This window comes from Burkholderia anthina, from assembly GCF_001547525.1.
GTDB classification, from domain to species: domain Bacteria; phylum Pseudomonadota; class Gammaproteobacteria; order Burkholderiales; family Burkholderiaceae; genus Burkholderia; species Burkholderia semiarida.
Genome location: NZ_CM003768.1, coordinates 2,320,741 through 2,342,130, shown reverse-complemented (window position 1 = coordinate 2,342,130; position 21,390 = coordinate 2,320,741). Strand labels below are relative to the sequence as shown.

18 protein-coding genes are annotated in these 21,390 nt (G+C 69.4%); 11 read left to right on the top strand and 7 right to left on the bottom strand.

Going from position 1 to position 21,390, the window contains the following annotated elements:
• Positions 1–84 precede the first annotated feature (84 nt).
• From eat to eutC, 3 genes are all read left to right on the top strand, one after another.
• Positions 85–1,497: an ethanolamine permease gene (gene eat, locus WS64_RS10720; RefSeq protein WP_059638470.1), complete on the top strand. Its 1,413-nt coding sequence runs from the start codon at positions 85–87 to the stop codon at positions 1,495–1,497.
• A 100-nt stretch (positions 1,498–1,597) separates the two neighbouring features.
• Positions 1,598–2,995 (top strand): ethanolamine ammonia-lyase subunit EutB, encoded by a 1,398-nt coding sequence (locus tag WS64_RS10715; protein WP_060966430.1) that lies wholly within the window; start codon positions 1,598–1,600, stop codon positions 2,993–2,995.
• On the top strand, positions 2,992–3,789 hold the full coding sequence (gene eutC, locus WS64_RS10710; protein WP_059580566.1) for an ethanolamine ammonia-lyase subunit EutC: 798 nt from the start codon (positions 2,992–2,994) through the stop codon (positions 3,787–3,789). Before WS64_RS10715 ends, eutC begins: the two co-directional genes overlap by 4 nt.
• Here the strand turns inward: eutC and WS64_RS10705 are convergent.
• Positions 3,782–4,666 (bottom strand): LysR family transcriptional regulator, encoded by an 885-nt coding sequence (locus WS64_RS10705; RefSeq protein ID WP_059638463.1) that lies wholly within the window; start codon positions 4,664–4,666, stop codon positions 3,782–3,784. The two genes, eutC and WS64_RS10705, sit on opposite strands and share 8 nt — an antisense overlap.
• Before the next feature lie 155 nt (positions 4,667–4,821).
• Here WS64_RS10705 and WS64_RS10700 point away from each other — a divergent pair, with 155 nt between their 5' ends.
• On the top strand, positions 4,822–6,435 hold the full coding sequence (locus tag WS64_RS10700) for an MFS transporter (protein WP_060966429.1): 1,614 nt from the start codon (positions 4,822–4,824) through the stop codon (positions 6,433–6,435).
• 169 nt (positions 6,436–6,604) lie between these two features.
• On the opposite strand, the gene WS64_RS10695 is transcribed toward WS64_RS10700, so the two are convergent.
• A complete protein-coding gene (locus tag WS64_RS10695; RefSeq protein ID WP_060966428.1) occupies positions 6,605–7,033 on the bottom strand; it encodes a pyridoxamine 5'-phosphate oxidase family protein in 429 nt (142 codons plus the stop codon).
• 320 nt (positions 7,034–7,353) lie between these two features.
• Here WS64_RS10695 and exaC point away from each other — a divergent pair, with 320 nt between their 5' ends.
• The 3 genes from exaC to WS64_RS10680 all read left to right on the top strand — a co-directional run bounded on the left by exaC (position 7,354) and on the right by WS64_RS10680 (position 10,853).
• Positions 7,354–8,880 carry an acetaldehyde dehydrogenase ExaC gene (exaC, locus tag WS64_RS10690; RefSeq protein WP_059580582.1) on the top strand — a complete coding sequence of 509 codons (1,527 nt, stop codon included), beginning with the start codon at positions 7,354–7,356 and terminating at the stop codon, positions 8,878–8,880.
• Between the two features lie 178 nt (positions 8,881–9,058).
• Complete coding sequence (locus WS64_RS10685) at positions 9,059–9,607, top strand: hypothetical protein (RefSeq protein ID WP_060966427.1); 549 nt, start codon at positions 9,059–9,061, stop codon at positions 9,605–9,607.
• A 229-nt stretch (positions 9,608–9,836) separates the two neighbouring features.
• A complete protein-coding gene (locus WS64_RS10680) occupies positions 9,837–10,853 on the top strand; it encodes a helix-turn-helix domain-containing protein (protein WP_059638453.1) in 1,017 nt (338 codons plus the stop codon).
• 230 nt (positions 10,854–11,083) lie between these two features.
• Here WS64_RS10680 and WS64_RS10675 read toward each other — a convergent pair whose 3' ends face one another.
• Together WS64_RS10675 and WS64_RS10670 are read right to left on the bottom strand one after the other, a co-directional pair.
• Complete coding sequence (locus WS64_RS10675) at positions 11,084–12,181, bottom strand: glycosyltransferase family protein (RefSeq protein ID WP_060966426.1); 1,098 nt, start codon at positions 12,179–12,181, stop codon at positions 11,084–11,086.
• Positions 12,178–13,881 carry a thiamine pyrophosphate-binding protein gene (locus tag WS64_RS10670; RefSeq protein ID WP_060966425.1) on the bottom strand — a complete coding sequence of 568 codons (1,704 nt, stop codon included), beginning with the start codon at positions 13,879–13,881 and terminating at the stop codon, positions 12,178–12,180. The genes WS64_RS10675 and WS64_RS10670 overlap by 4 nt, the downstream gene beginning before the upstream one ends.
• Positions 13,882–14,175: 294 nt before the next feature.
• Between WS64_RS10670 and WS64_RS10665 the strand changes: the two genes are divergently transcribed.
• The 4 genes from WS64_RS10665 (at position 14,176) to WS64_RS10650 (ending at position 15,675) form a co-directional block, all read left to right on the top strand.
• The gene (locus WS64_RS10665) at positions 14,176–14,637 is read left to right on the top strand and encodes an antitoxin PaaA2 family protein (protein WP_060966424.1); all 462 of its coding nucleotides are present in this window, start codon (positions 14,176–14,178) and stop codon (positions 14,635–14,637) included.
• Positions 14,634–14,918 (top strand): type II toxin-antitoxin system RelE/ParE family toxin, encoded by a 285-nt coding sequence (locus WS64_RS10660; protein WP_060966423.1) that lies wholly within the window; start codon positions 14,634–14,636, stop codon positions 14,916–14,918. Before WS64_RS10665 ends, WS64_RS10660 begins: the two co-directional genes overlap by 4 nt.
• Positions 14,919–15,037: 119 nt before the next feature.
• Positions 15,038–15,274, top strand: a complete 237-nt coding sequence (vapB, locus tag WS64_RS10655; protein WP_059638580.1) for a type II toxin-antitoxin system VapB family antitoxin — start codon at positions 15,038–15,040, stop codon at positions 15,272–15,274.
• Positions 15,274–15,675, top strand: a complete 402-nt coding sequence (locus WS64_RS10650) for a type II toxin-antitoxin system VapC family toxin (protein ID WP_060966422.1) — start codon at positions 15,274–15,276, stop codon at positions 15,673–15,675. The genes vapB and WS64_RS10650 overlap by 1 nt, the downstream gene beginning before the upstream one ends.
• Positions 15,676–15,741: 66 nt before the next feature.
• Here WS64_RS10650 and WS64_RS10645 read toward each other — a convergent pair whose 3' ends face one another.
• From WS64_RS10645 to gcvP, 3 genes are all read right to left on the bottom strand, one after another.
• A complete protein-coding gene (locus WS64_RS10645) occupies positions 15,742–17,130 on the bottom strand; it encodes an L-serine ammonia-lyase (protein WP_059638442.1) in 1,389 nt (462 codons plus the stop codon).
• A 30-nt stretch (positions 17,131–17,160) separates the two neighbouring features.
• On the bottom strand, positions 17,161–18,303 hold the full coding sequence (locus WS64_RS10640) for an alginate lyase family protein (protein ID WP_059638578.1): 1,143 nt from the start codon (positions 18,301–18,303) through the stop codon (positions 17,161–17,163).
• A gap of 154 nt (positions 18,304–18,457) precedes the next feature.
• A complete protein-coding gene (gene gcvP, locus WS64_RS10635; RefSeq protein WP_060966421.1) occupies positions 18,458–21,385 on the bottom strand; it encodes an aminomethyl-transferring glycine dehydrogenase in 2,928 nt (975 codons plus the stop codon).
• Positions 21,386–21,390: the final 5 nt, after the last annotated feature.

Here is a 21,390-nt window from a genome sequence, read left to right as displayed (position 1 = left end):
GATAACACGTCGTTTAATGACTCTCTAGCATCGATTCTCAGTCGCGCGGGCCCGCAGGCCCGGCGCCCTTGAGGAGAGAGTCCGATGAAAGCAGAGTCGAATGGCCGGCCCGCCGCCGGCGCCAAGTCCTCCGGCCAGCCCGCGCTGCAGCAGACGCTCGGGACCTGGCAACTGTGGGGCATCGCGGTCGGCCTCGTGATTTCCGGCGAATACTTCGGCTGGAGCTACGGCTGGGCGAGCGCGGGCACGCTGGGTTTTGTGATCACCGCGCTGTTCGTCGCGGCGATGTACACCACCTTCATCTTCAGTTTCACCGAGCTGACGACGTCGATCCCGCACGCGGGCGGCCCGTTCGCGTATGCGCGCCGCGCGTTCGGCCCGACCGGCGGCTATCTGGCCGGCGCGGCGACGCTCGTCGAGTTCGTGTTCGCGCCGCCCGCGATCGCGCTCGCGATCGGCGCGTACCTGCACGTGCAGTTTCCGGGGCTCGAGCCGAAACACGCGGCGATGGGCGCGTATCTCGTGTTCATGGCGCTGAACATCGTCGGCGTGCAGATCGCGGCGACCTTCGAGCTCGTCGTCACGCTGCTCGCGATCTTCGAGCTGCTGGTGTTCATGGGCGTCGTGTCGCCGGGCTTCGCGTGGAGCAATTTCACGAAGGGCGGCTGGTCGGGCGCCGACCATTTCAGCCTGGGCGCGTTCCACGGGATGTTCGCGGCGATTCCGTTCGCGATCTGGTTCTTCCTCGCGATCGAGGGCGTCGCGATGGCGGCCGAGGAAGCGAAGAACCCGAAGCGCTCGATTCCGATCGCGTACGTGGCCGGGATCCTGACCCTCGTGGCGCTCGCGATCGGCGTGATGGTGTTCGCCGGCGGCGCGGGCGACTGGACCAAGCTCGCGAACATCAACGACCCGCTGCCGCAGGCGATGAAGTACATCGTCGGCGCGAACAGCGGCTGGATGCACATGCTGGTGTGGCTCGGGCTGTTCGGGCTCGTCGCGTCGTTTCACGGGATCATCCTCGGCTATTCGCGCCAGATCTTCGCGCTGGCCCGCGAAGGCTATCTGCCCGAATGGCTCGGGAAGGTGCATCCGCGCTTCAAGACGCCGCATCGCGCGATCCTCGCCGGCGGCGTGGTCGGGATCGCCGCGATCTATAGCGACGAGCTGATCCAGTTCGGCGGGCAGACGCTCACCGCGAATATCGTGACGATGTCGGTGTTCGGGGCGATCGTGATGTATATCGTCAGCATGGCGGCGCTGTTCAAGCTGCGCCGCTCGCAGCCGAACATGGCGCGGCCGTTCCGCGCGCCGCTGTACCCGATCTTCCCGGCGTTCGCGATCCTGGCGGCGCTCGTCTGCCTCGGTACGATGGTGTATTTCAACGGGCTGGTCGCGCTGGTGTTCGTCGGCTTCCTCGCGGTCGGCTACGCGTACTTCCTCGCGACCCGATCGCAGCGCGCGAGCGCGCCCGGCGACGCACTGCTGGAGGAGTGAGCAGGATGACGACGGCGAACGTGAAAGGCCGTTCCTGACGGCATCCGGCGCGCCCCGTCGAACGGGCGCGCCGTCGGCTTTTGGCAAGGAGATTCGAACGATGTCCTATACGGAGACGATCGGTCCGCGCACGTACCGCTTCGCGGACCTGAAGACGCTGCTCGCGAAGGCGAGCCCGCTGCGTTCCGGCGATCAGCTCGCCGGCGTCGCGGCGGCGAGCGAGGAGGAGCGCGTCGCCGCGAAGATCGCGCTCGCGGGCGTGCCGCTGAAGGCGTTCCTGAACGACGCGGTGATCCCGTATGAAGACGACGAGGTCACGCGCCTGATCATCGACGATCACGACGCGCACGCGTTCGCGGAGATCTCGCACCTCACCGTCGGCGATTTCCGCAACTGGCTGCTGTCGCCCGCGGCCGACGGCGCGGCGCTCGAGCGGATCGCGCCGGGCCTCACGCCGGAGATGGTCGCGGCCGTGTCGAAGCTGATGCGCAACCAGGACCTGATCGCGGCCGCGAGGAAGCGCCGCGTGGTCACGCGCTTTCGCAACACGGTCGGGCTGGCCGGCCGGATGTCGGTGCGGCTGCAGCCGAACCACCCGACCGACGACGTGAAGGGCATCGCCGCGTCGATGCTCGACGGGCTGATGTACGGCTGCGGCGACGCGATGATCGGCATCAACCCGGCCACCGACAGCCTCGCGGCGATCGTGAAGCTGCTCGCGATGATCGACGGTTTCCGCGAACGCTACGGCGTGCCGACGCAGTCGTGCGTGCTCACGCACGTGACCAACACGATCGCGGCGATCGAGAAGGGCGCGCCGGTCGATCTCGTGTTCCAGTCGATCGCGGGCACCGAGAAGGCGAACGCGAGCTTCGGGATCTCGCTCGCGCTGCTCGGCGAGGCGCGCGAGGCCGCGCTGGCGCTGAAGCGCGGCACGGTCGGCAACAATCTGATGTACTTCGAGACGGGACAGGGCAGCGCGCTGTCGGCGAACGCGCATTTCGGCGTCGACCAGCAGACCTGCGAAGTGCGCGCGTATGCGGTCGCGCGCAAGTTCGAGCCGTTCCTCGTGAACACGGTGGTCGGCTTCATCGGGCCCGAATACCTGTACGACGGCAAGCAGATCATTCGCGCGGGCCTCGAGGATCACTTCTGCGGCAAGCTGCTCGGCGTGCCGATGGGCTGCGACATCTGCTACACGAACCACGCGGAAGCCGACCAGGACGACATGGATACGCTGCTGACGCTGCTGGGGGCGGCCGGCATCAACTTCATCATGGGGATTCCGGGCGCGGACGACGTGATGCTGAACTACCAGAGCACGTCGTTCCACGACCAGCTCTACGTGCGCGAGGTGCTCGGCCTGCGCCGCGCGCCCGAATTCGAGGAATGGCTGGAGACGATGGAGATCGCCGACGCGCACGGCGCGCTGCGCGCGGCGTCGGCACGCGTGCCGCTGCTCGCGGGCGCGAACGACTGGATGGGGATTTCCGCATGAGCGACGCCGTCGAGAAGAATCCGTGGGCGCAACTGAAGTCGTTCACGAACGCGCGGATCGCGCTCGGCCGTGCGGGCAACAGCCTGCCGACCGCGCCGCTGCTGGCCTTCAACCTGTCGCATGCGCAGGCGCGCGACGCGGTGCACCAGCCGCTCGACGCGGATGCGCTGCGGCGCGAGATCGAGGCGGCCGGCCTGCTGCCGACGCTGCGCGTGCAGAGCGCCGCGCCCGACCGCGACCACTACCTGCGCCGGCCCGATCTCGGCCGCAAGCTGTCGGACGACAGCCGCGGGCTGCTGGCCGGCTACGGCGCGGCGCTCGACGAGGCGCCCGACGTCGTGTTCGTGGTCGGCGACGGGCTGTCGGCGTTCGCGGCCGCGAAGCAGGCGCTGCCGCTGTTGCAGGCCGTGCGGCCGCGGCTCGACGCGGACGGCTGGCGGATCGGCCCCGTGGTGGTCGCGACGCAGGCGCGCGTCGCGCTCGGCGACGAGATCGGCGAGCTGCTGCGCGCGAAGGTGGTCGCGGTGCTGATCGGCGAACGGCCGGGGCTCAGCTCGCCCGACAGCCTCGGCGTGTACCTGACGTGGGCGCCGAAGGTCGGCTGTCACGACGCGCTGCGCAACTGCATCTCGAATGTGCGGCCCGAAGGGCTGCCGCACGCGGCCGCCGCGCACAAGCTGCATTACCTGATGACGCATGCGCGCAGGCTCGGGCTGACGGGCGTCGGGCTGAAGGACGACAGCGACGCGCTGTTGCCGCCGGCGCAGGCCGAGCGGATCGGGGCGACTACCTGAACAGCCGCTCGCACAGGAAATCGACGAACACGCGCAGCTTCGGCGACAACTGCCGGCTCGACGGCCACACGATGGAGAACTGCCCCGGCGCGATCCGGTAGTCGTCGAGCACGGTGACGAGCGCGCCCTGTTCGAGCGCGTCGCGCGCGAGGAAGTCGGGCATGTAGCCGATGCCGAGCCCCGCGAGCACGGCGCCGCGCAGCGCCTCCATGTTGTTGCAGGTCATCGCGGTGCGCAGCGTGAGCGGCGTGCCGTCGTCGGCCGCGAGCGCCCAGTCCTGCAGCTTGCCGGTGGTCGGGAAACAGTAGCGCACGCAGTCGTGCGCTTCGAGTTCGCGCGGCGTGCGCGGCGTGCCGGCTTGCGCGAGATATGCGGGCGTCGCGCACAGCACGAACGCGAACGGGCCGAGCCGCCGCGACATCAGGCTCGAATCGGACAGCGGGCCGCTGCGGATCACCGCGTCGAAGCCGCCTTCGACCACGTCGACCATTCGGTCGTTGAAATCGAGATCGAGCTCGACGTCCGGATAACGCCGCCGGAATTCGGGCAGCACCGGCAGCAGGAAGCGGTAGCCGATCACCGGCAGGCTCACGCGCAGCTTGCCGCGCGGGCGCTGCGCGGACGCCGTCACGGTCGCCTCCGCGTCGCGGAAATCCTCGAGGATCCGCTGGCAGCGCTCGTAGAAATGCCGTCCCTCGTCGGTGAGCGTCACGCGTCGCGTCGTGCGGTTGAACAGGCGCACGCCGAGCGACTGCTCGAGCTTCGCGATCGTCTTGCCGACCGCGGACGCCGAGATGCCGAGCGTGCGGCCGGCCGCGACGAAGCTCAGCGCTTCGGCGGTGCGGACGAACGCGACGATGCCGGTGAGGTTTTCCATCGAATCGAAGGGCGTGCGGCGACGCACGCCAGCAGGTCAATTGCGGAATTCTAGTCCGTTATATACGGAGCTTCGCGTGGTTTTTCGCGAATTGAATCCGATTTATCTTCTGTCGCTCTGATGGCGCATCCGCGCCGGCTTTTCGAGGAGCGATGATGGATCACCCTGTTTCCACTGCTGCAGCCCTGGCCGCGCGCCGGCGCGCATGGGTGCTGGCCGCCGTCTGCATGGCCGCCGTCGCGCTGCCGCTGTCGTTTTCCGGCGGCGCGGTCGCGACGCCGGCGATCGGCCGCGACCTGCACGGCAGCCCGGTTGCGATGAACTGGATCACCAACGCGTTCATGCTCGCGTTCGGCAGCTTTCTGATGGCGTCGGGCGCGCTGGCCGACCAGTTCGGCCGCAAGCGCCTGTTCGCGATCGGCGTCGGCGGCTTCACGCTGATGTCGGTCGCGCTCGCGTTCGCGCCGTCGATGCTCGCCGTTGATTTGCTGCGCGCCGCGCAAGGGCTCGCGGCGGCGGCGGCGCTGGCCGGCGGCACGGCCGCGCTCGCGCAGGAATTCGACGGCGCGGCGCGCACGCGTGCGTTCAGCCTGCTCGGCACGACCTTCGGGATCGGGCTCGCGTTCGGGCCCGTGCTCGCCGGCGGGCTGATCGGGCATTACGGCTGGCGCGCGATCTTCGTGACGAGCGCGGTGGCCGGCGTGCTGTCGCTCGCGTTCGGGCTGCCGCGCATGCACGAGTCGCGCGACCCGCACGCGACGGGGCTCGACTGGCCCGGCACGGCCGCATTCACGGCCGCGCTGACGCTGTTCACGTTCGGCGTGATCGAAGCGCCCGCGCGCGGCTGGTCGAGCCCGCTCGTGATCGCGTTGCTGGCCGGCGCGGCGCTCGGCGCGTGCGCGTTCGTGACGATCGAGACGCGCGTCGCGCGGCCGATGCTCGACCTGTCGCTGTTTCGCATCGCGCGCTTCGTCGGCGTGCAGGTTCTGCCGGTGTCGACCTGCTGCTGCTACATCGTGCTGCTCGTCGTGCTGCCGCTGCGCTTCATCGGCATCGACGGCTTCAGCGAGATCGACGCCGGCTGGCTGATGCTCGCGATCTCCGCGCCGATGCTCTTCGTGCCGCTCGTCGCGGCGACGCTCACGCGCTGGCTGTCGGCCGGCGTGATCTCGGGGCTCGGGCTGCTGGTCGCGGCGGGCGGGCTCGTGTGGCTCGGCATCGCGCTGCGCGGCGGCGCGGGGCCGGCGGCGATCGCGCCGATGCTCGCGATCGGCGTCGGCGCCGGCATGCCGTGGGGGCTGATGGACGGGCTGTCGGTGAGCGTCGTGCCGAAGGAGCGCGCGGGGATGGCGACGGGCATTTTCAGCACGACGCGCGTGGCCGGCGAGGGAATCGCGCTGGCGATCGTCGGCGCGGTGCTGGCCGCGCTCGCGCAAACCGGCCTCGCGCAGGCGGCAGGAGCTGTCGGCGCGCCGGACGCGACGCTGCGCGCCGCCGCGCGGCTTGCGACCGGCGATCTCGCGGGCGCGGCTGCCGCGTTGCCGGGTGTCGGCCGTGCGGCGTTGATCGCGAGCTACGCGCACGCGTTCGACCGGCTGCTGATCGGGCTGGCCGTCGTCACGGTGCTCTGCGCGGTGGTGGTGTTCGGGTTCCTCGGTGGGCGGCCGGTTGCCGACGAAGCGGGTGACGATGCGGACGGCCGCGCGCATGCCGAGGCGTCGGCGCGCGGCCGCGTCGCGCCGGCCGGTGCGGAGACGCATGGGCGTTGAGCGCTGCAGCGCGGTGATTCGGCGGGTCGGCCCATCGACTCATCGACTCATCGACGCATCGGCGTATCAGCACATCAGCACATCAGCACATCAGCACATCAGCACATCAGCACATCGGTCGACGCAGCTCGCATGGTCCTCCGTCGGCGGGCGCTTCACCCGCCGCGCATCACGCCAGCACGAGCGGCGGCAAGTCCGCATCCGTTCGCGCCTGCGCGCATTCCACGTCGATCACCAGACACCGCAGCGCATCCGGCCACAGGTCCGCGTGGCGTCGCGGATCCTCGTCGAGCGTCGCGCGGCCCTGCACGAGCCACGTCGTCTGGCGCACGAAATCGACGAACAGCAACGCGATGGCCGGATTCACCAGCAGGTTGCCGATCGTGTTGAGCAGGTTGTTGCCCGCGAAGTCGGGCAGCACCAGCGTGCGGCGGTCCGGGATATCGACGAGCGGCGTGAACGAACCGTCGGCGCGCGGCTGGCGGCCGCGATACGAACAGTCGCCGTTGCCGGCCGCGTCGGCGGTCGCAACGATCAGGAAAGCCTGCTCGCGGATGAACGCGATGGCGTCGTCGGTCAGGGGGCCGCGATCGTTCATGGTGTCGGTCGGCGCGTGCGCCGTGGCGTGTGGATCCGCAACAAGCACGCAAGCGACATGCCACGCGACGCGGCGTTCGCCGCGTGCAGCGCCCAGCCGCGCACTGTGGAAATTCCGAACACCGGCCGCAGCGCTGCGCAACCGCGGTGTTCAGAATCGGTACACCCGTCGTGTTGCGTGCGTGAACACCGCACGGTGCGCACGCGCGCCGGCCGCGATCGACATGCTCCCGTTCCGTTTGGCACGCATGTTGCGTAAACGGGATCAGCGCATTCCAACCGGCGCTGTACTCACACAAGCACGATGAACAGGAGACATGTATGAACCCGTTTGACCTGAAACAACTGGGCCTCGACGTCGAATACCCGTACCGCCAGCAATACGACAACTACATCGGCGGCAAGTGGGTGGCGCCCGTGAAGGGCGAGTATTTCGAGAACGTGTCGCCGATCAACGGCCAGCCGTTCTGCCGCGTGCCGCGCTCCGGCGCCGACGATATCGAGCTGGCGCTCGACGCCGCGCATGCCGCGCGCCGCAAGTGGGGCAAGACGTCGGTTGCCGAACGCGCGAACCTGCTGCTCGCCGCCGCCGACCGGATGGAAAAGAACCTGAAGCTGCTGGCCGTGGCCGAGACGATCGACAACGGCAAGCCGCTGCGCGAGACGATGGCGGCCGACCTGCCGCTCGCGATCGACCACTTCCGCTACTTCGCGGGCTGCATCCGCGCGCAGGAAGGCGGCATCTCCGAAATCGACGACAACACCGTCGCGTACCACTTCCACGAGCCGCTCGGCGTGGTCGGCCAGATCATCCCGTGGAATTTCCCGCTGCTGATGGCCGCGTGGAAGCTCGCGCCCGCGCTCGCGGCCGGCTGCTGCGTGGTGATGAAGCCGGCCGAGCAGACGCCCGCGTCGGTGCTCGTGCTGATGGAACTGATCGGCGACCTGTTCCCGGCCGGCGCGATCAACATCGTGAACGGCTTCGGCAAGGAAGCGGGCGAAGCGCTCGCGACCAGCAAGCGGATCGCGAAGATCGCGTTCACCGGCTCGACGCCGGTCGGCAAGCACGTGCTGCGCGCGGCGGCCGAAAGCCTGATCCCGTCGACGGTCGAACTGGGCGGCAAGAGCCCGAACATTTTCTTCGCCGACGTGCTCGACCAGGACGACGCGTTCCTCGACAAGGCGCTCGAAGGGCTCGCGATGTTCGCGCTGAACCAGGGCGAAGTGTGCACGTGCCCGTCGCGGATCCTGATCCAGGAATCGATCTACGACCGCTTCATCGAGAAGGCCGTCGCGCGCGTCGAGCGCATCAAGGCCGGCCACCCGCTCGACATGCAGACGATGATCGGCGCGCAGGCGTCGCAGCAGCAGCTCGACAAGATCCTGTCGTACATCGACATCGGCCGCGGCGAAGGCGCGCAATGCCTGACGGGCGGCGAGCGCACGGCGCCGGCCGCCGAGCTCGGCACGGGCTACTACGTGAAGCCGACGATGCTGCTCGGCAACAACAAGATGCGCGTGTTCCAGGAAGAGATCTTCGGGCCGGTCGCGTCGGTGATGACGTTCAAGGACGAGCAGGAAGCGATCGAACTCGCGAACGACACGTTCTACGGGCTCGGCGCGGGTGTGTGGACCCGCAACGGCACGCGTGCGTACCGGATGGGCCGCGAGATCGAGGCCGGCCGCGTGTGGACCAACTGCTATCACCTGTATCCCGCGCATGCGGCGTTCGGCGGCTACAAGCAGTCGGGCATCGGCCGCGAGACGCACAAGATGGCGCTGTCGAACTATCAGCAGACGAAGTGCCTGCTGGTCAGCTATCAGGCCGAGGCGCTCGGGTTCTTCTGATCGCCGAAGCCGTGGCGACGTGTCGTGGCCGGTCGGGCCCGGCACGTCGCCCGGTTCGATTTCCCTGTTCGACAGTCGGCGCCGGCGGCGTTTCCCTGCACGGCCGGCGCCGGCAACGCCGCCGGCTGCCGCCTGTTCGCGGCGGCACGGTGCGCCGATGCATGCAACCGCTCCCAGCATGGCAGAACCGCCCCGATCCTTTCCGCGCCACCCGGTATTCCATCCGGGCGAACTCGACGCGCAGCACCGCTTCGGCGTCGCCGACGAAGCCGAGCGGATGAGCGACGCCGTGACCACGCGGCTGAGCGTCGGCGTGCGGCAGTTCGTCGAATCGCAGCCGTTCATGTTCGTCGGCATGGCATCGGGCGCCGGTGCGTCGATGACCTGCGACATCGTGCAGAGCCGGCGCGACGCGAACGGCGATCTGCTGCCGGTGGTGCGCGTGATCGACACGAAGACGCTGCGCTTCGCGCTGCCCGCCGCGCATGACGGCGACGGCGGCCGGATCGACGCGGCCGCCTGCGACGGCCGCGGCGTCGGATTGCTGTTCGTCGATTTCGTGCGCGGCCTGCGCTACCGGATCAACGGTCGCGCCACGCTGCGCGCGGGTCTGCCGGAAGCGGACGCGGCGCCGTGGGCGGCCGGCAGCGCGATCGTCGAACTGGCGATCACGCAGGCATACGGCAATTGCGGCACGCGGGTCGTGCGGCTGAAGCCGGCCCCGTAGCCCGCCCCGTAGCCGGCCCGGTACCCGGGCTGCATATGCGGGCAGCGGCGCGCATGCGCGGCGGCCGCGCGGAGCGCACCGGCGGCGTGCGCGGCATGCCGCGTTCGGGTGCGCCCGCATGGCGGGCATCGGCCGGACAGCGTGCAATGGCGGATGGTTCGCCGGGCCGTGCGGTTCGGCACGGGACTTGCGTGATACGCAGGGTTCCGCGCAGGTGAGGGAGGACACGATGAATCGACATGTGGCGTGTACGGAGGAGCCGACCGCCGAAGACACGCGGCGCAGCGCGCAGGGCGACGACGCGTTCGCCGGGCAGGCCGTCGTCAGCGTCGCGCACGATGCGGACGAGCAGGCGCGCAACCTGATCGGCTGGCGGCAGACCTACGACCAGCTCGCGGCCGGCCGCTTCGTCGGCACGCTGACCGAGCTGCCGCTCGACACGATGAAGCTGTTCCGCGAATCGACCAGCCACCTGCTGCGCCAGGCCTGCGAAGTGCGCGGCGATGCGTACTGGTTCGGCATCCCGCTCGTGTGCGACGGCTCGGCGCGCGTCGATGCGTGCCGCATCGGCCCCGGCGCGCTCGCGTTCCGGCCCGGCAACGTCGAATTCGAACTGGTGACGCCCGCGCAGTTCTCGATCTACGGCGTCGTCGTGCGCGGCGACGTGCTGCGCCGCTATGCGGAGGAAGTCGAGCACCGTGCGCTCGACGAGCGGCTGTTCACGCAGCGCGTGATGCAGGTCGGCGACGCGCGGCTCGCGCGCCTGTGCGCGCTGCTCGGCCGCCGGCTCGACGGCGCGGTGGCGATGGCCGGCCCGCTGCCCGATGCGCAGCGCGACGACCTGCAGGCCGAAGTGCTGGCCGCGCTGTTCGATGCGTGCGCGCAACCGGCCGACGGCGGCAGCGGCGCCGCGCCGTCGACGCGCCGCTGGATCGTCGACCAGGCGCGCGACTACGTGCTCGCGCACCGCACGCGGCCGGTGGGCGTGCCCGAGCTGTGCGAACAGTTGCACGTGAGCCGGCGCACGCTGCAATACTGCTTCCAGGACGTGCTCGGGATGGCGCCCGCGACCTACCTGCGCACGTTGCGGCTGAACGGCGCGCGGCGCGACCTGTGCGGGCGCGCGGCCGGCTCGGTGCAGGACGTCGCGGAGGCGTGGGGTTTCTGGCATCTGAGCCAGTTCGCGACCGATTACCGGCGCCTGTTCGGCAAACGGCCATCGGAGACGCTGCGCGATCGCGCGTGACGCGTTCGGCGCGGTGAGCCAAGCGGCCGGCGCGGCGCTCGCGGCGGTGGGGGTGCCGTGCGCGCGCTGTTGCCGGTTCGATCGTTCCGCTCGCCGCCGCGCCGGCTTCGCTCAGGCGGCCGGTGCGAGCCTGGCGGGATCAGCCGGGCAGCCGAAGCGGCGCCCGTGCCGGCGCAGTGCGTGTGCCGCTGCCGATTCGATCGCCACGCTCGCCGACGCGCCCACTTCGCTCAGGTGGCCGCTGCCGCCGCGTCGCGCGGCGCGGGCCACGCCTGCGCGTCCCAGTCGATTGCACGGTAAGCGGCGTCGACCGCCGCCAGATCGTCCGGCTGTTCACTGCGATGCAGCCCGTGCAATTCGGCCGGCACGTCGAGCGTGACCGGCACGCAATGCGGATAGTCGCGCACGCGCAGCGCCGGCCCGATCGTCGTGAAGCACGCGAGCGTCGGCACGTCGAAACCGTCGGCGAGATGCAGCGCCGCCGTGTCCGGCGCGAACAGCAGGCTCGCGCCCTTGATCCACGCGATGAAGCGCGCGGTGTCGGTCGCGTGGCGGCTCACGTCCACGTAAGCCGGATGCGCGATCGGGCCGAAGCCGACCACCGGCAACCCGTAACGTTGCGCGAGCCGTTCCACGAACGCGACGCGCAACGCGGGCGGCACGCTGCGCACCGCGGTGCTCGCATTCGGGCAGAACAGCACGTAAGGCCGCCGCCACTCGGCCGGCAGCGCGGGCAGCGATAGCCGCGCGAGCCAGCGGTTGCGTTTCGCGGCGGCCGGCACGGCGGCCGGATCGACGCCGAGCGCGTCGAGGAAGAAGTCGATCATCGGCAGCCGCGCGAATGCGGGCCAGTACAGGTGATTGCCGACGTCGATGCAATGCGCGTCGGCGGGCAGCGCTTCCGCGGGGCACGGCAGCGCGCGCGACGGCGCGACGACGTCGGCCGCGAGTGCATACAGCGCCTCGACATAGCGCGGCGCGCGCGCGGGCCGGTACAGCGTGAAGCGCAGGCCCGGATGGGCCGCACGCAGCGCGGCGACGGCCGTCAGCCCGATCACCGAATCGCCGAGCGCGACGCCCATCCCGTTGATCACGTGCACGTGCCGCGCGTCGCCGTAATCGAGCCGGAACGGCCGGTGCGCGGCGTGCAGCAGGCCGAGTGCGGATGCGGCAGGCACGTAGCCGTTGGCGCGCTCGTCGCCATGCTCGAGATCGTACGGCGCGACGAGCGTGCCGTCGGGCGCGAGCAGCGTGCCGGGGCAGGCCAGTGCGTCGTCGTGCGACAGCACGGCGGCGGGCGGTGCGGCGTGCATGTCCATCGCCGTCATGCGCCGCGCGCGCGGCGGCCTTGCTCGCGGATCTGCTCGAGCGTCGCGGCCGGCGTGCTCGCGTCCTGCGGGATGCGGATCTCGATCACCGCGGGCAGCCCGCACGTCAATGCGCGTTCGAGCGCGGGCGCGAAATCGGGGGTGCGCTCGACCGTTTCGCCATGCGCGCCGAACGCACGCGCATAGGCCGCGAAATCCGGGTTCGTGAGCCCCGTGCCATGCACGCGGCCCGGGTAGTTGCGCTCCTGATGCATGCGGATCGTGCCGAAATGGCCGTTGTTGACGACGATTGCGACGATGTTCAGCCCGTATTGCATCGCGGTCGCGAGCTCGTTGCCGGCCATCATGAAGCAGCCGTCGCCGGCGAGCGCGACGACGGCGCGCTCCGGATACAGCGACTTCGCGGCGAGCGCGGCCGGCAGCCCGTAGCCCATCGCGCCGCTCGTCGGCGCGAGCTGCGAACGGAAGTGCCGGTACGCGAAGTGGCGATGCAGCCAGATCGCATAATTGCCCGCGCCGTTGGTCAGGATCGCGTCGTGCGGCAGGCGCTCGCGCAACTGCACCATCACGTCGCCGAGCTGCACGTCGCCGGGCATCGGCAGCGGCGCATGCCATTCGCGGTATGCGCGGTGCGCGTCGGCGGCCGTACCGGCCCACGCGGGCCGCTCGGGCGGTTCGAGCGCGGCCAGCGGCGCGGCGATCTCGGGCATGCCCGACACGATCGGCAGGTCGGCGGCGTACACGCGGCCGAGTTCGTCCGCGCCCTGGTGCACGTGGACCAGCGTCTGGCGTGTCTTCGGGATGTCGAGCAGCGTGTAGCCGCCCGTCGTCGCTTCGCCGAGGCGCGGCCCGATCACGAGCAGCAGGTCGGCGTCGCGGATGCGTTTCGCGAGCGCCGGGTTGATTCCGAGCCCGACGTCGCCCGCGTAGTTCGGGTGCGCGTTGTCGATCGTGTCCTGAAAGCGGAACGCGCACGCGACCGGCAATTGCCAGCGTTCGACGAAGGTGCGCAGGTTCGCGCAGGCGTCCGGCGTCCAGCCGCTGCCGCCGACGATCGCGAACGGCCGTTCCGCGCGCGCGAGCCGCTCGCGCAACTCGTCGATCTGCGCGGCCGACGGCGCGGCCGCGATGCGTTTCGCGGCTGGCGCGACGGGCTGCGGCGCGCACGCGTCGGACAGCACGTCCTCCGGCAGCGCGAGCACGACCGGGCCGGGCCGGCCGGACGTCGCGACGTGGAACGCGTGGCTCAGGTATTCGGGGATGCGGCGCGGATCGTCAATCTGCGCGACCCATTTCGCCATCTGGCCGAACATCCGGCGGTAGTCGATTTCCTGGAAGGCTTCGCGGTCGAGATGCTCGCGCGCGCACTGGCCGACGAACAGGATCATCGGCGTCGAATCCTGGAATGCGGTATGCACGCCGATCGACGCATGGGTCGCGCCGGGCCCGCGCGTGACGAACGCGACGCCGGGGCGGCCGGTCAGCTTGCCGACCGCCTCGGCCATGTTCGCGGCGGCCGCCTCGTGGCGGCAGACGACCGTCTGGATGCGGGCGGTGTCGTCCGCCAGCGCATCGAGCACGGCGAGGAAGCTCTCGCCCGGCACGCAGAACACGCGTTCGACGTGATTGGCGAGCAACGCATCGACGAGCAAGCGCGCACCGGTGGTGGCGCGCGGCTCGAGATCCTTGGAATGCGACATGGGCTGCCGTCTCCCTGGGTAGCGGGACGTACAGCTTACGCCGGTTGGCGGCGTGCCGGTACGGCGGACGATGAAAAGTGTCGGAACGCCGGGCGGTTCGGCGAGGGCGCACCGCCTTCGGTTGGCCGACCGGCCAGCTTGTGCGGACTGGCGCGACGGCGGAAAGTGAGTGCTATGGATGGCGGGCGGACGCTTGTCTCGATCCGGAGCGGGCACCCCAAATAACAATAAATTGGGATACCACTCAATAGTAAAATTTCAGCGAATGCGTGGAGAAAGGGGGCGAGAATCGCCATGACGACCGAAACGATTGATCAAAAGACGCTGACGGAACTGGTCGCAGCCGGCGCGGTGCGTGCGGCCCGCGTGGTCGGTTGCGGCAACGGTTGGGCGTTCTCGGCCCGGTGCGGCGCACACGAACGCTTCCTGTCGGCCAAGCGCGGCGACGTTCGGGTGTTTCGCCGTTTTGAAACGCTGGTCGGCTTTCTGCGCGATATCGGTATCAGCCGATTCGATGTGGACGCGTCGGCATTCGACCCGGATGCGGCCGGCCGGGCGACCCGGCCCGATCGCGCGGCGGCGCTGAAGGCGGCACACGAGGCGGCGGCCCACGATCGCTGGTTTCGCGAGCAGGTGCAGCAGGCGCTGGACGACCCGCGTGCGTCGATTCCGGACGCCGAAGTCAGCGCCGACTTCGCGTCGCGACGTGCGGCGCTGCATGACCGGCTTGCCGGCAAGCGCGGGGATGCTTCTTGACCCTTGCGTTGCACTGGAATCCGAAGGCGCACGAGGATCGCGCCGCGATCATGGACACCATCGCCGAGGACGACCCGCTGGCCGCCCTCGAACTCGACGAACTGCTGGAAGAAAGGGCGGCGGCGTTACCGGCCCATGCCGAGTTGTATCGGCGAGGGCGGGTGGCCGGCACGCGTGAGCTGGTGGTCGCGCCGAACTATGTGCTCGTGTATCGCATCCGGCCGGCCGAGGGCATCGTGGAGATCCTCCGCGTGCTGCATGCGCGACGGCAATGGCCGTGACGCGCGTATTCACTGCCGGCTCGTCAGCCGAAGGAACACCTGTTATGTACACACATGGATTTACATCTCGGCCCGCATCGGATAATGTACATACAATGTACATCCGGGCGGAGATCGACATGCATACCACTAGGGTATTCAGAAACGGCAACTCGCAGGCCGTGCGTATTCCTGCGGACCTTGCCTATGAACGCAGCGATATCGAGCTGGAAATCGAGCGCGTCGGTGACGAAATCCGCATTCGGCCGATGCGGCGGCCTTTGACGCACGTACTCGAGAAGTTCGCGAAATTCGGGCCGGACTTCATGACCGAAGGGCGTGGCGACCATGAACAGGCCGAACGCGAGGGCTTGTGATGCCGCGCTTCATGCTCGACACCAACATGTGCATCTATCTGATGAAAAATCAGCCGGAGCAGGTCGCGAGACGATTTGCGCAGTGCTACACGGGCGACGTCGTCATGTCGGCGATCACCTATGCGGAGCTCGAATACGGCGTGGACGCATGTGCGAATCCCGCACGCGAGCGCCGCAACCTCGCGGCGTTGATCGAGGATATTCCCGTCGCGCCTTTCGACGCCCCGGCCGCGCAAGCGTATGGTCCGATCCGCGAGGCCACCCGCGAACGGAAGAAGGATCACCTCGACAAATTGATCGCCGCTCATGCGGTATCGCTCGATGTCGTCCTGGTGACCAACAACGAGCGGGATTTCGTCAGCTATCCGGGATTGCGCGTGGAGAACTGGCTGAACGATTAGTGTCGGGTGTCGAGCCCGGCGGCAATACGTCGGCCGACGGGCCTCGCATTGCCGCCGGGTCCCGCATCAGCACTCGACGATATTCACCGCCAGCCCGCCGCGCGACGTTTCCTTGTACTTGGTCTTCATGTCGGCGCCCGTCTCGCGCATCGTCTTGATCACGGAGTCGAGCGACACGTAGTGCGAGCCGTCGCCGCGCAGCGCCATGCGCGCCGCGTTGACGGCCTTCACCGACGCCATCGCGTTGCGCTCGATGCACGGGATCTGCACCATCCCGCCGACCGGGTCGCAGGTCAGGCCGAGGTTGTGCTCCATCCCGATCTCGGCCGCGTTCTCGACCTGCTGGGGCGTGCCGCCGAGCACGGCCGCGAGCGCGCCGGCCGCCATCGAGCACGCAACGCCCACTTCGCCCTGGCAGCCGACTTCCGCGCCCGAGATCGATGCGTTGAGCTTGTACAGGATGCCGATCGCGGCGGCCGTCAGCAGGAAGTCGATCACGCCCTGTTCGTTCGCGCCGGGCGTGAAGCGCGTGTAGTAGTGGAGCACGGCCGGGATGATGCCGGCCGCGCCGTTGGTCGGCGCGGTGACGACGCGGCCGCCGGCCGCGTTTTCCTCGTTGACCGCGATCGCGTACAGGTTGATCCAGTCGATCATCGACAGCGGATCCTGCAGCGCGCGCTCGGGGCTGCCCGTCAGCGTGCGGTACAACTGCGGCGCGCGGCGCTTGACCTGGAACGGGCCGGGCAGGTTGCCGTCGGCGTCCGGGTTGCCGATCCCGCACCCGCGCGACACGCACGACTGCATCACGGCCCAGATCTTCAGCAGCCCGTCGCGCGTTTCTTCCTCGGTGTGCCACGCGCGCTCGTTTTCCCACATCAGTTGCGCGATCGACTTGCCGGTCGACGCGGTCAGCGCGAGCAGCTCCGCGCCGGTGCGGAACGGGTGCGTCATCTGCTCGGCCGCGCTCAGCACCTTCGTGTTCGGCGCGCCGGCCGTCACGACGAAGCCGCCGCCGACCGACAGGTACGTGCGCTCGACCAGCACCGCGCCGTTCGCGTCGCTCGCGCGCAGCTTCATCCCGTTCGGATGTTCGGGCAGCGCCTGGCGGTAGAACGCGATGTGCTCCTTCAGCACGAACGGCACCGGGTGCGTGCCGAGCAGCGCGAGTTGCTTCGTCTTGCGGACGTCTTCGAGCCGCGCGTCGATCGTGTCGGGATCGACGGTGTCGGGCGCGTCGCCGAGCAGGCCGAGCATCACGCCGCGGTCGGTGCCGTGGCCCTTGCCGGTGGCGCCGAGCGAGCCGTACAGCTCGACCTTCACGTGAGCCGTCGCGTCGAGCAGCCCGTCGCGCTCGAGGCCCTGGACGAACATCAGCGCGGCGCGCATCGGCCCGACCGTGTGCGAACTGGACGGACCGATGCCGATCTTGAAGAGGTCAAACACGCTGACTGCCATTTCGATACCTGCCTTGCTGTAAGAATGGTGCTAGCGCGCCTGCAATGGCAGGCACGCGGCGAGCCATGCGGGCGGCGTTGGGGAAAGCTGCTGCGCGACGCGGGCATAGCGCCCGTCGAGCCGCACGGCCAGATGAAAGAGTTCGGTGGCGTTTTTCGGGTCCCACTGCCCCGTATAACCCGGCAAGCCGGCCTCGCGGCGCTTCGCATCGAATGGCACCGGCGAATTCACGAATTCCTCGTGCGTCTTTTCGCCGAGCGCGTACGGCACGAGCCAGTCGAGCGCGGCCGCGAGCGTCGCGCCGTTCGCGCCGCGCTCGCGCAGCCAGTTGCGGTTGAAGCGGCGCGCGGCGAGCGCGGCCGTCACTAGCGGCTGGAGATCGTAGACCGCGTAATGCAGCGCATCGCGTTCCTCGAAATCCCAGGTCTTGCCGTCCGGGCCGATGTTGTCGGCGAGATGCTCGACGAACAGCCGCTGCGCGGCGTTCATCATCTTGCGGTCGCCGAGCGTGAACGCGGACAACGCGATCAGCTTGATCCGGTGGCTCTGCCAGTTGTTGCGCCAGGTGCCGGTGAGCGGGCGTTTCTGCGCGTCGACCTGCGCGACGTAGCCGGCGCCGAGCTTCGCGATGAACGCGGCCGTCGCGTTGCGCGTTTTCACCGGCAGCGCGCTCGCGGTCATGTCGTACGCGACGATCAGGCTGTCGAAGCGCGTCTCGTCGATCGGGTTGAAGCTCGGCTGGTAGGTCGAGACCCACGCGGACAGGAAGCGGTCGACGAGCTGCAGATAGCGCGGCGCGTTCGTCACGCGCCACGCGAGCGCCGCGTCGCGCATCAGGTCCATGTCCTTGAGCGCGGCTTCACTCTGGTCGTGGATGCCTTCATGCGGCAGCGTGCCCTCGGTATGCACACGCGCCATCGCCTTCGGCTGCTCGCCGATGCGTGCGTCGACGCTGCGGATCAGCGCCTGCACGCCCGGCTCGGCCTGCGTCGTCTCGCTTGCCTGCAGTGCGGGCGCCGCGCAGAAATTCATCGCCGCGCGCGCACTGCCGCACACGCCGAGGCCGGCGGCGGCCAGCGACAGCGATGCGACGAGCATCGGCACGTAGCGGCCAGCGCGCACGCGCGGCCGCCGCGCGGTTGCGCCATGGCCCGGAAACATCGGACGCACCATGCGGAACTCCTTCATTGGCTGGATCGCGTGTGATGTTAGCCGGATTGGCGCGCAAGCGTGAAACGGTTGGCCGGGCGGCGAACGTAAAAACCGCACGCAACCGGTGGCTGCGTGCGGGGTGGTCACGGTCGGACGCTCCGGTGCGAGACGTGCGTTATGCGTAGTCCGACATCGGCACGCACGAGCAGAACAGGTTGCGGTCGCCATAGGCGTTGTCCGCGCGGCCGACCGGCGGCCAGTACTTGTTCGTGCCGAGCGACGCGACCGGGTACGCGGCCTGCTCGCGCGAGTACGCGTGCGGCCATTCGTTCGCGGTGACGACGGCCGCCGTGTGCGGCGCGTGACGCAGCGGGTTGTCCTCGCGATCGGCGCGGCCTTCCTCGACCGCGCGGATTTCCTCGCGGATCGCGATCATCGCGGCGATGAAGCGGTCGAGTTCTTCCTGCGATTCCGATTCGGTCGGCTCGACCATCAGCGTGCCCGGCACCGGGAAGCTCATCGTCGGCGCGTGGAAGCCGTAGTCCATCAGGCGCTTCGCGACGTCGTCGACGGTGATGCCGCTCGTTTCCTTGATCGGACGCAGGTCGAGAATGCACTCGTGCGCGACCAGCCCGCCCGGGCCCGAATACAGCACCGGGTAATGCGGCGCGAGGCGCTTCGCGATGTAGTTCGCGTTGAGGATCGCGGTTTCGGTCGCGGCGGTCAGGTTCTTCGCGCCCATCATCGCGATGTACATCCACGAGATCGGCAGGATCGACGCCGAGCCGTACGGCGCGGCCGACACCGCGCCGATGCCGTCTTCCGCGCGGGCGTAGCCGGTCGAGCGCTGGTTCGGCAGGAATTTCGCGAGGTGCGCGCCGACCGCCACCGGGCCGACGCCCGGGCCGCCGCCGCCGTGCGGGATGCAGAAGGTCTTGTGCAGGTTCAGGTGCGACACGTCGCCGCCGAACTGGCCGGGCGCGGTCAGGCCGACCATCGCGTTCATGTTCGCGCCGTCGACGTACACCTGGCCGCCGTGCGCATGGACGATCTCGCAGATCTCGCGCACGTTCTGCTCGAACACGCCGTGCGTCGACGGATACGTGATCATGATCGCCGCGAGATTCGCCGAATGCTGCTCGGCCTTCGCCTTCAGGTCGGCGATGTCGACGTTGCCCTGCGCGTCGCACGCGACGACCACGACCTTCATGCCGGCCATGTGCGCGGACGCCGGGTTCGTGCCGTGCGCGGATGCCGGGATCAGGCACACGTCGCGATGGCCTTCGCCGCGCGACGCGTGGTACGCGTGGATGATCAGCAGGCCCGCGTACTCGCCCTGCGAGCCCGCGTTCGGTTGCAGCGACACGGCCGCGTAGCCGGTGGCCGCGACGAGCATCTGTTCGAGCTGGTCGATCATCTCGCGGTAGCCGACGGTCTGCTCGGCCGGCGCGAACGGATGGATGCCGCCGAACTCGGGCCACGTGACGGGCAGCATTTCCGACGTCGCGTTCAGCTTCATCGTGCACGAGCCGAGCGGGATCATCGAGCGGTCGAGCGCGAGATCCTTGTCCGACAGGCTGCGCAGGTAGCGCAGCATTTCGGTTTCGGAATGGTGGCGGTTGAACACCGGGTGCGTCAGGTACGCACTCGTGCGCTCGAGGCCGGCCGGCAGCGCGGCGATGCCGGCGAGACCCGCGTCCAGCGCGTCGACGGCCGGCGCGGTGCCGCCCGCGGCCTGCGCGAACACGTCGAGAAGATCGGCGAGGTCGTCGCGCGTCGTCGTTTCGTCGACCGACACGCCGACTTGCGTGTCGCTCACGCGGCGCAGGTTGATGCGCTTGGCTTTCGCGAATTCGTGGATCTGCGCGGTGCGCGCACCGGTGTCGATCGTCAGCGTGTCGAAGAACGTGTCGTTGACGGTCGCGAAGCCGAGCTGCTTCACGCCGGCGGCGAGTAGCGCCGCGATGCGGTTCACGCGCAGCGCGATCGTCTTCAGGCCGTGCGGGCCGTGGTAGACCGCGTACATGCTGGCCATGATCGCGAGCAGCGCCTGCGCGGTACACACGTTCGACGTCGCCTTCTCGCGGCGGATGTGCTGTTCGCGCGTCTGCAGCGCGAGGCGCAGCGCGGGCTTGCCCTGCGCGTCGACCGTCACGCCGACGAGGCGGCCCGGCATCTGCCGCTTGAATTCGTCGCGTACGGCCATGTAAGCGGCGTGCGGGCCGCCGAAGCCCATCGGCACGCCGAAGCGCTGCGTGTTGCCGATCGCGACGTCCGCGCCCCATTCGCCGGGCGGCGTCAGCACGGTCAGCGCGAGCAGGTCGGCCGCGACGACCACGTGGCCGCCGGCCGCGTGGATCGCTTCGGTGAGCGCGCGGTAGTCGCGCACGTCGCCGTTCACGCCCGGGTACTGCAGCAGCACGCCGAACGCGTTCGCCTGCGCGGCGTCGGCGGCCGGGCCCGTCTTGACCTCGATGCCGATCGGCAGCGCGCGCGTGCGGATCACTTCGAGCGTTTGCGGCAGCACGTCGTCGGCGACGTAGAACACGTTCGACTTCGGCTTGCCGGTGCGCTGCAGCAGCGTCATCGCTTCGGCCGCGGCGGTGGCTTCGTCGAGCAGCGATGCGTTCGAGATCGCGAGGCCCGTGAGATCGGCCACCATCTGCTGGAAGTTCAGGAGCGCCTCGAGGCGGCCCTGGGAAATTTCGGGCTGGTACGGCGTGTAGGCCGTGTACCACGCCGGGTTTTCGAGCACGTTGCGCAGGATCACGGCCGGCGTGTGCGTGTCGTGGTAGCCCTGGCCGATATACGAGCGGAACACCTGGTTCTTGTCCGCGAGCGCACGCAGCGCGGCGAGCGCTTCGGCCTCGCTCTTCGGCTGCGCGAACGGGCCGAGCGGCAGCGTGTCGGCGCGGCGGATCGATGCCGGGATCACGGCGTCGATCAGCGCGGCGCGCGACGCGAAGCCGAGCGTGTCGAGCATGGCCTGCTGGCTGGCGGCATCGGGGCCGATGTGGCGTTCGGCGAACGCGTCGTGCGTTTCGAGCGCGGCGAGCGAGAGGGGCGTGCGGTTCATCAGACGGTCCGGGTGTTCGAGCTTCATGGCGT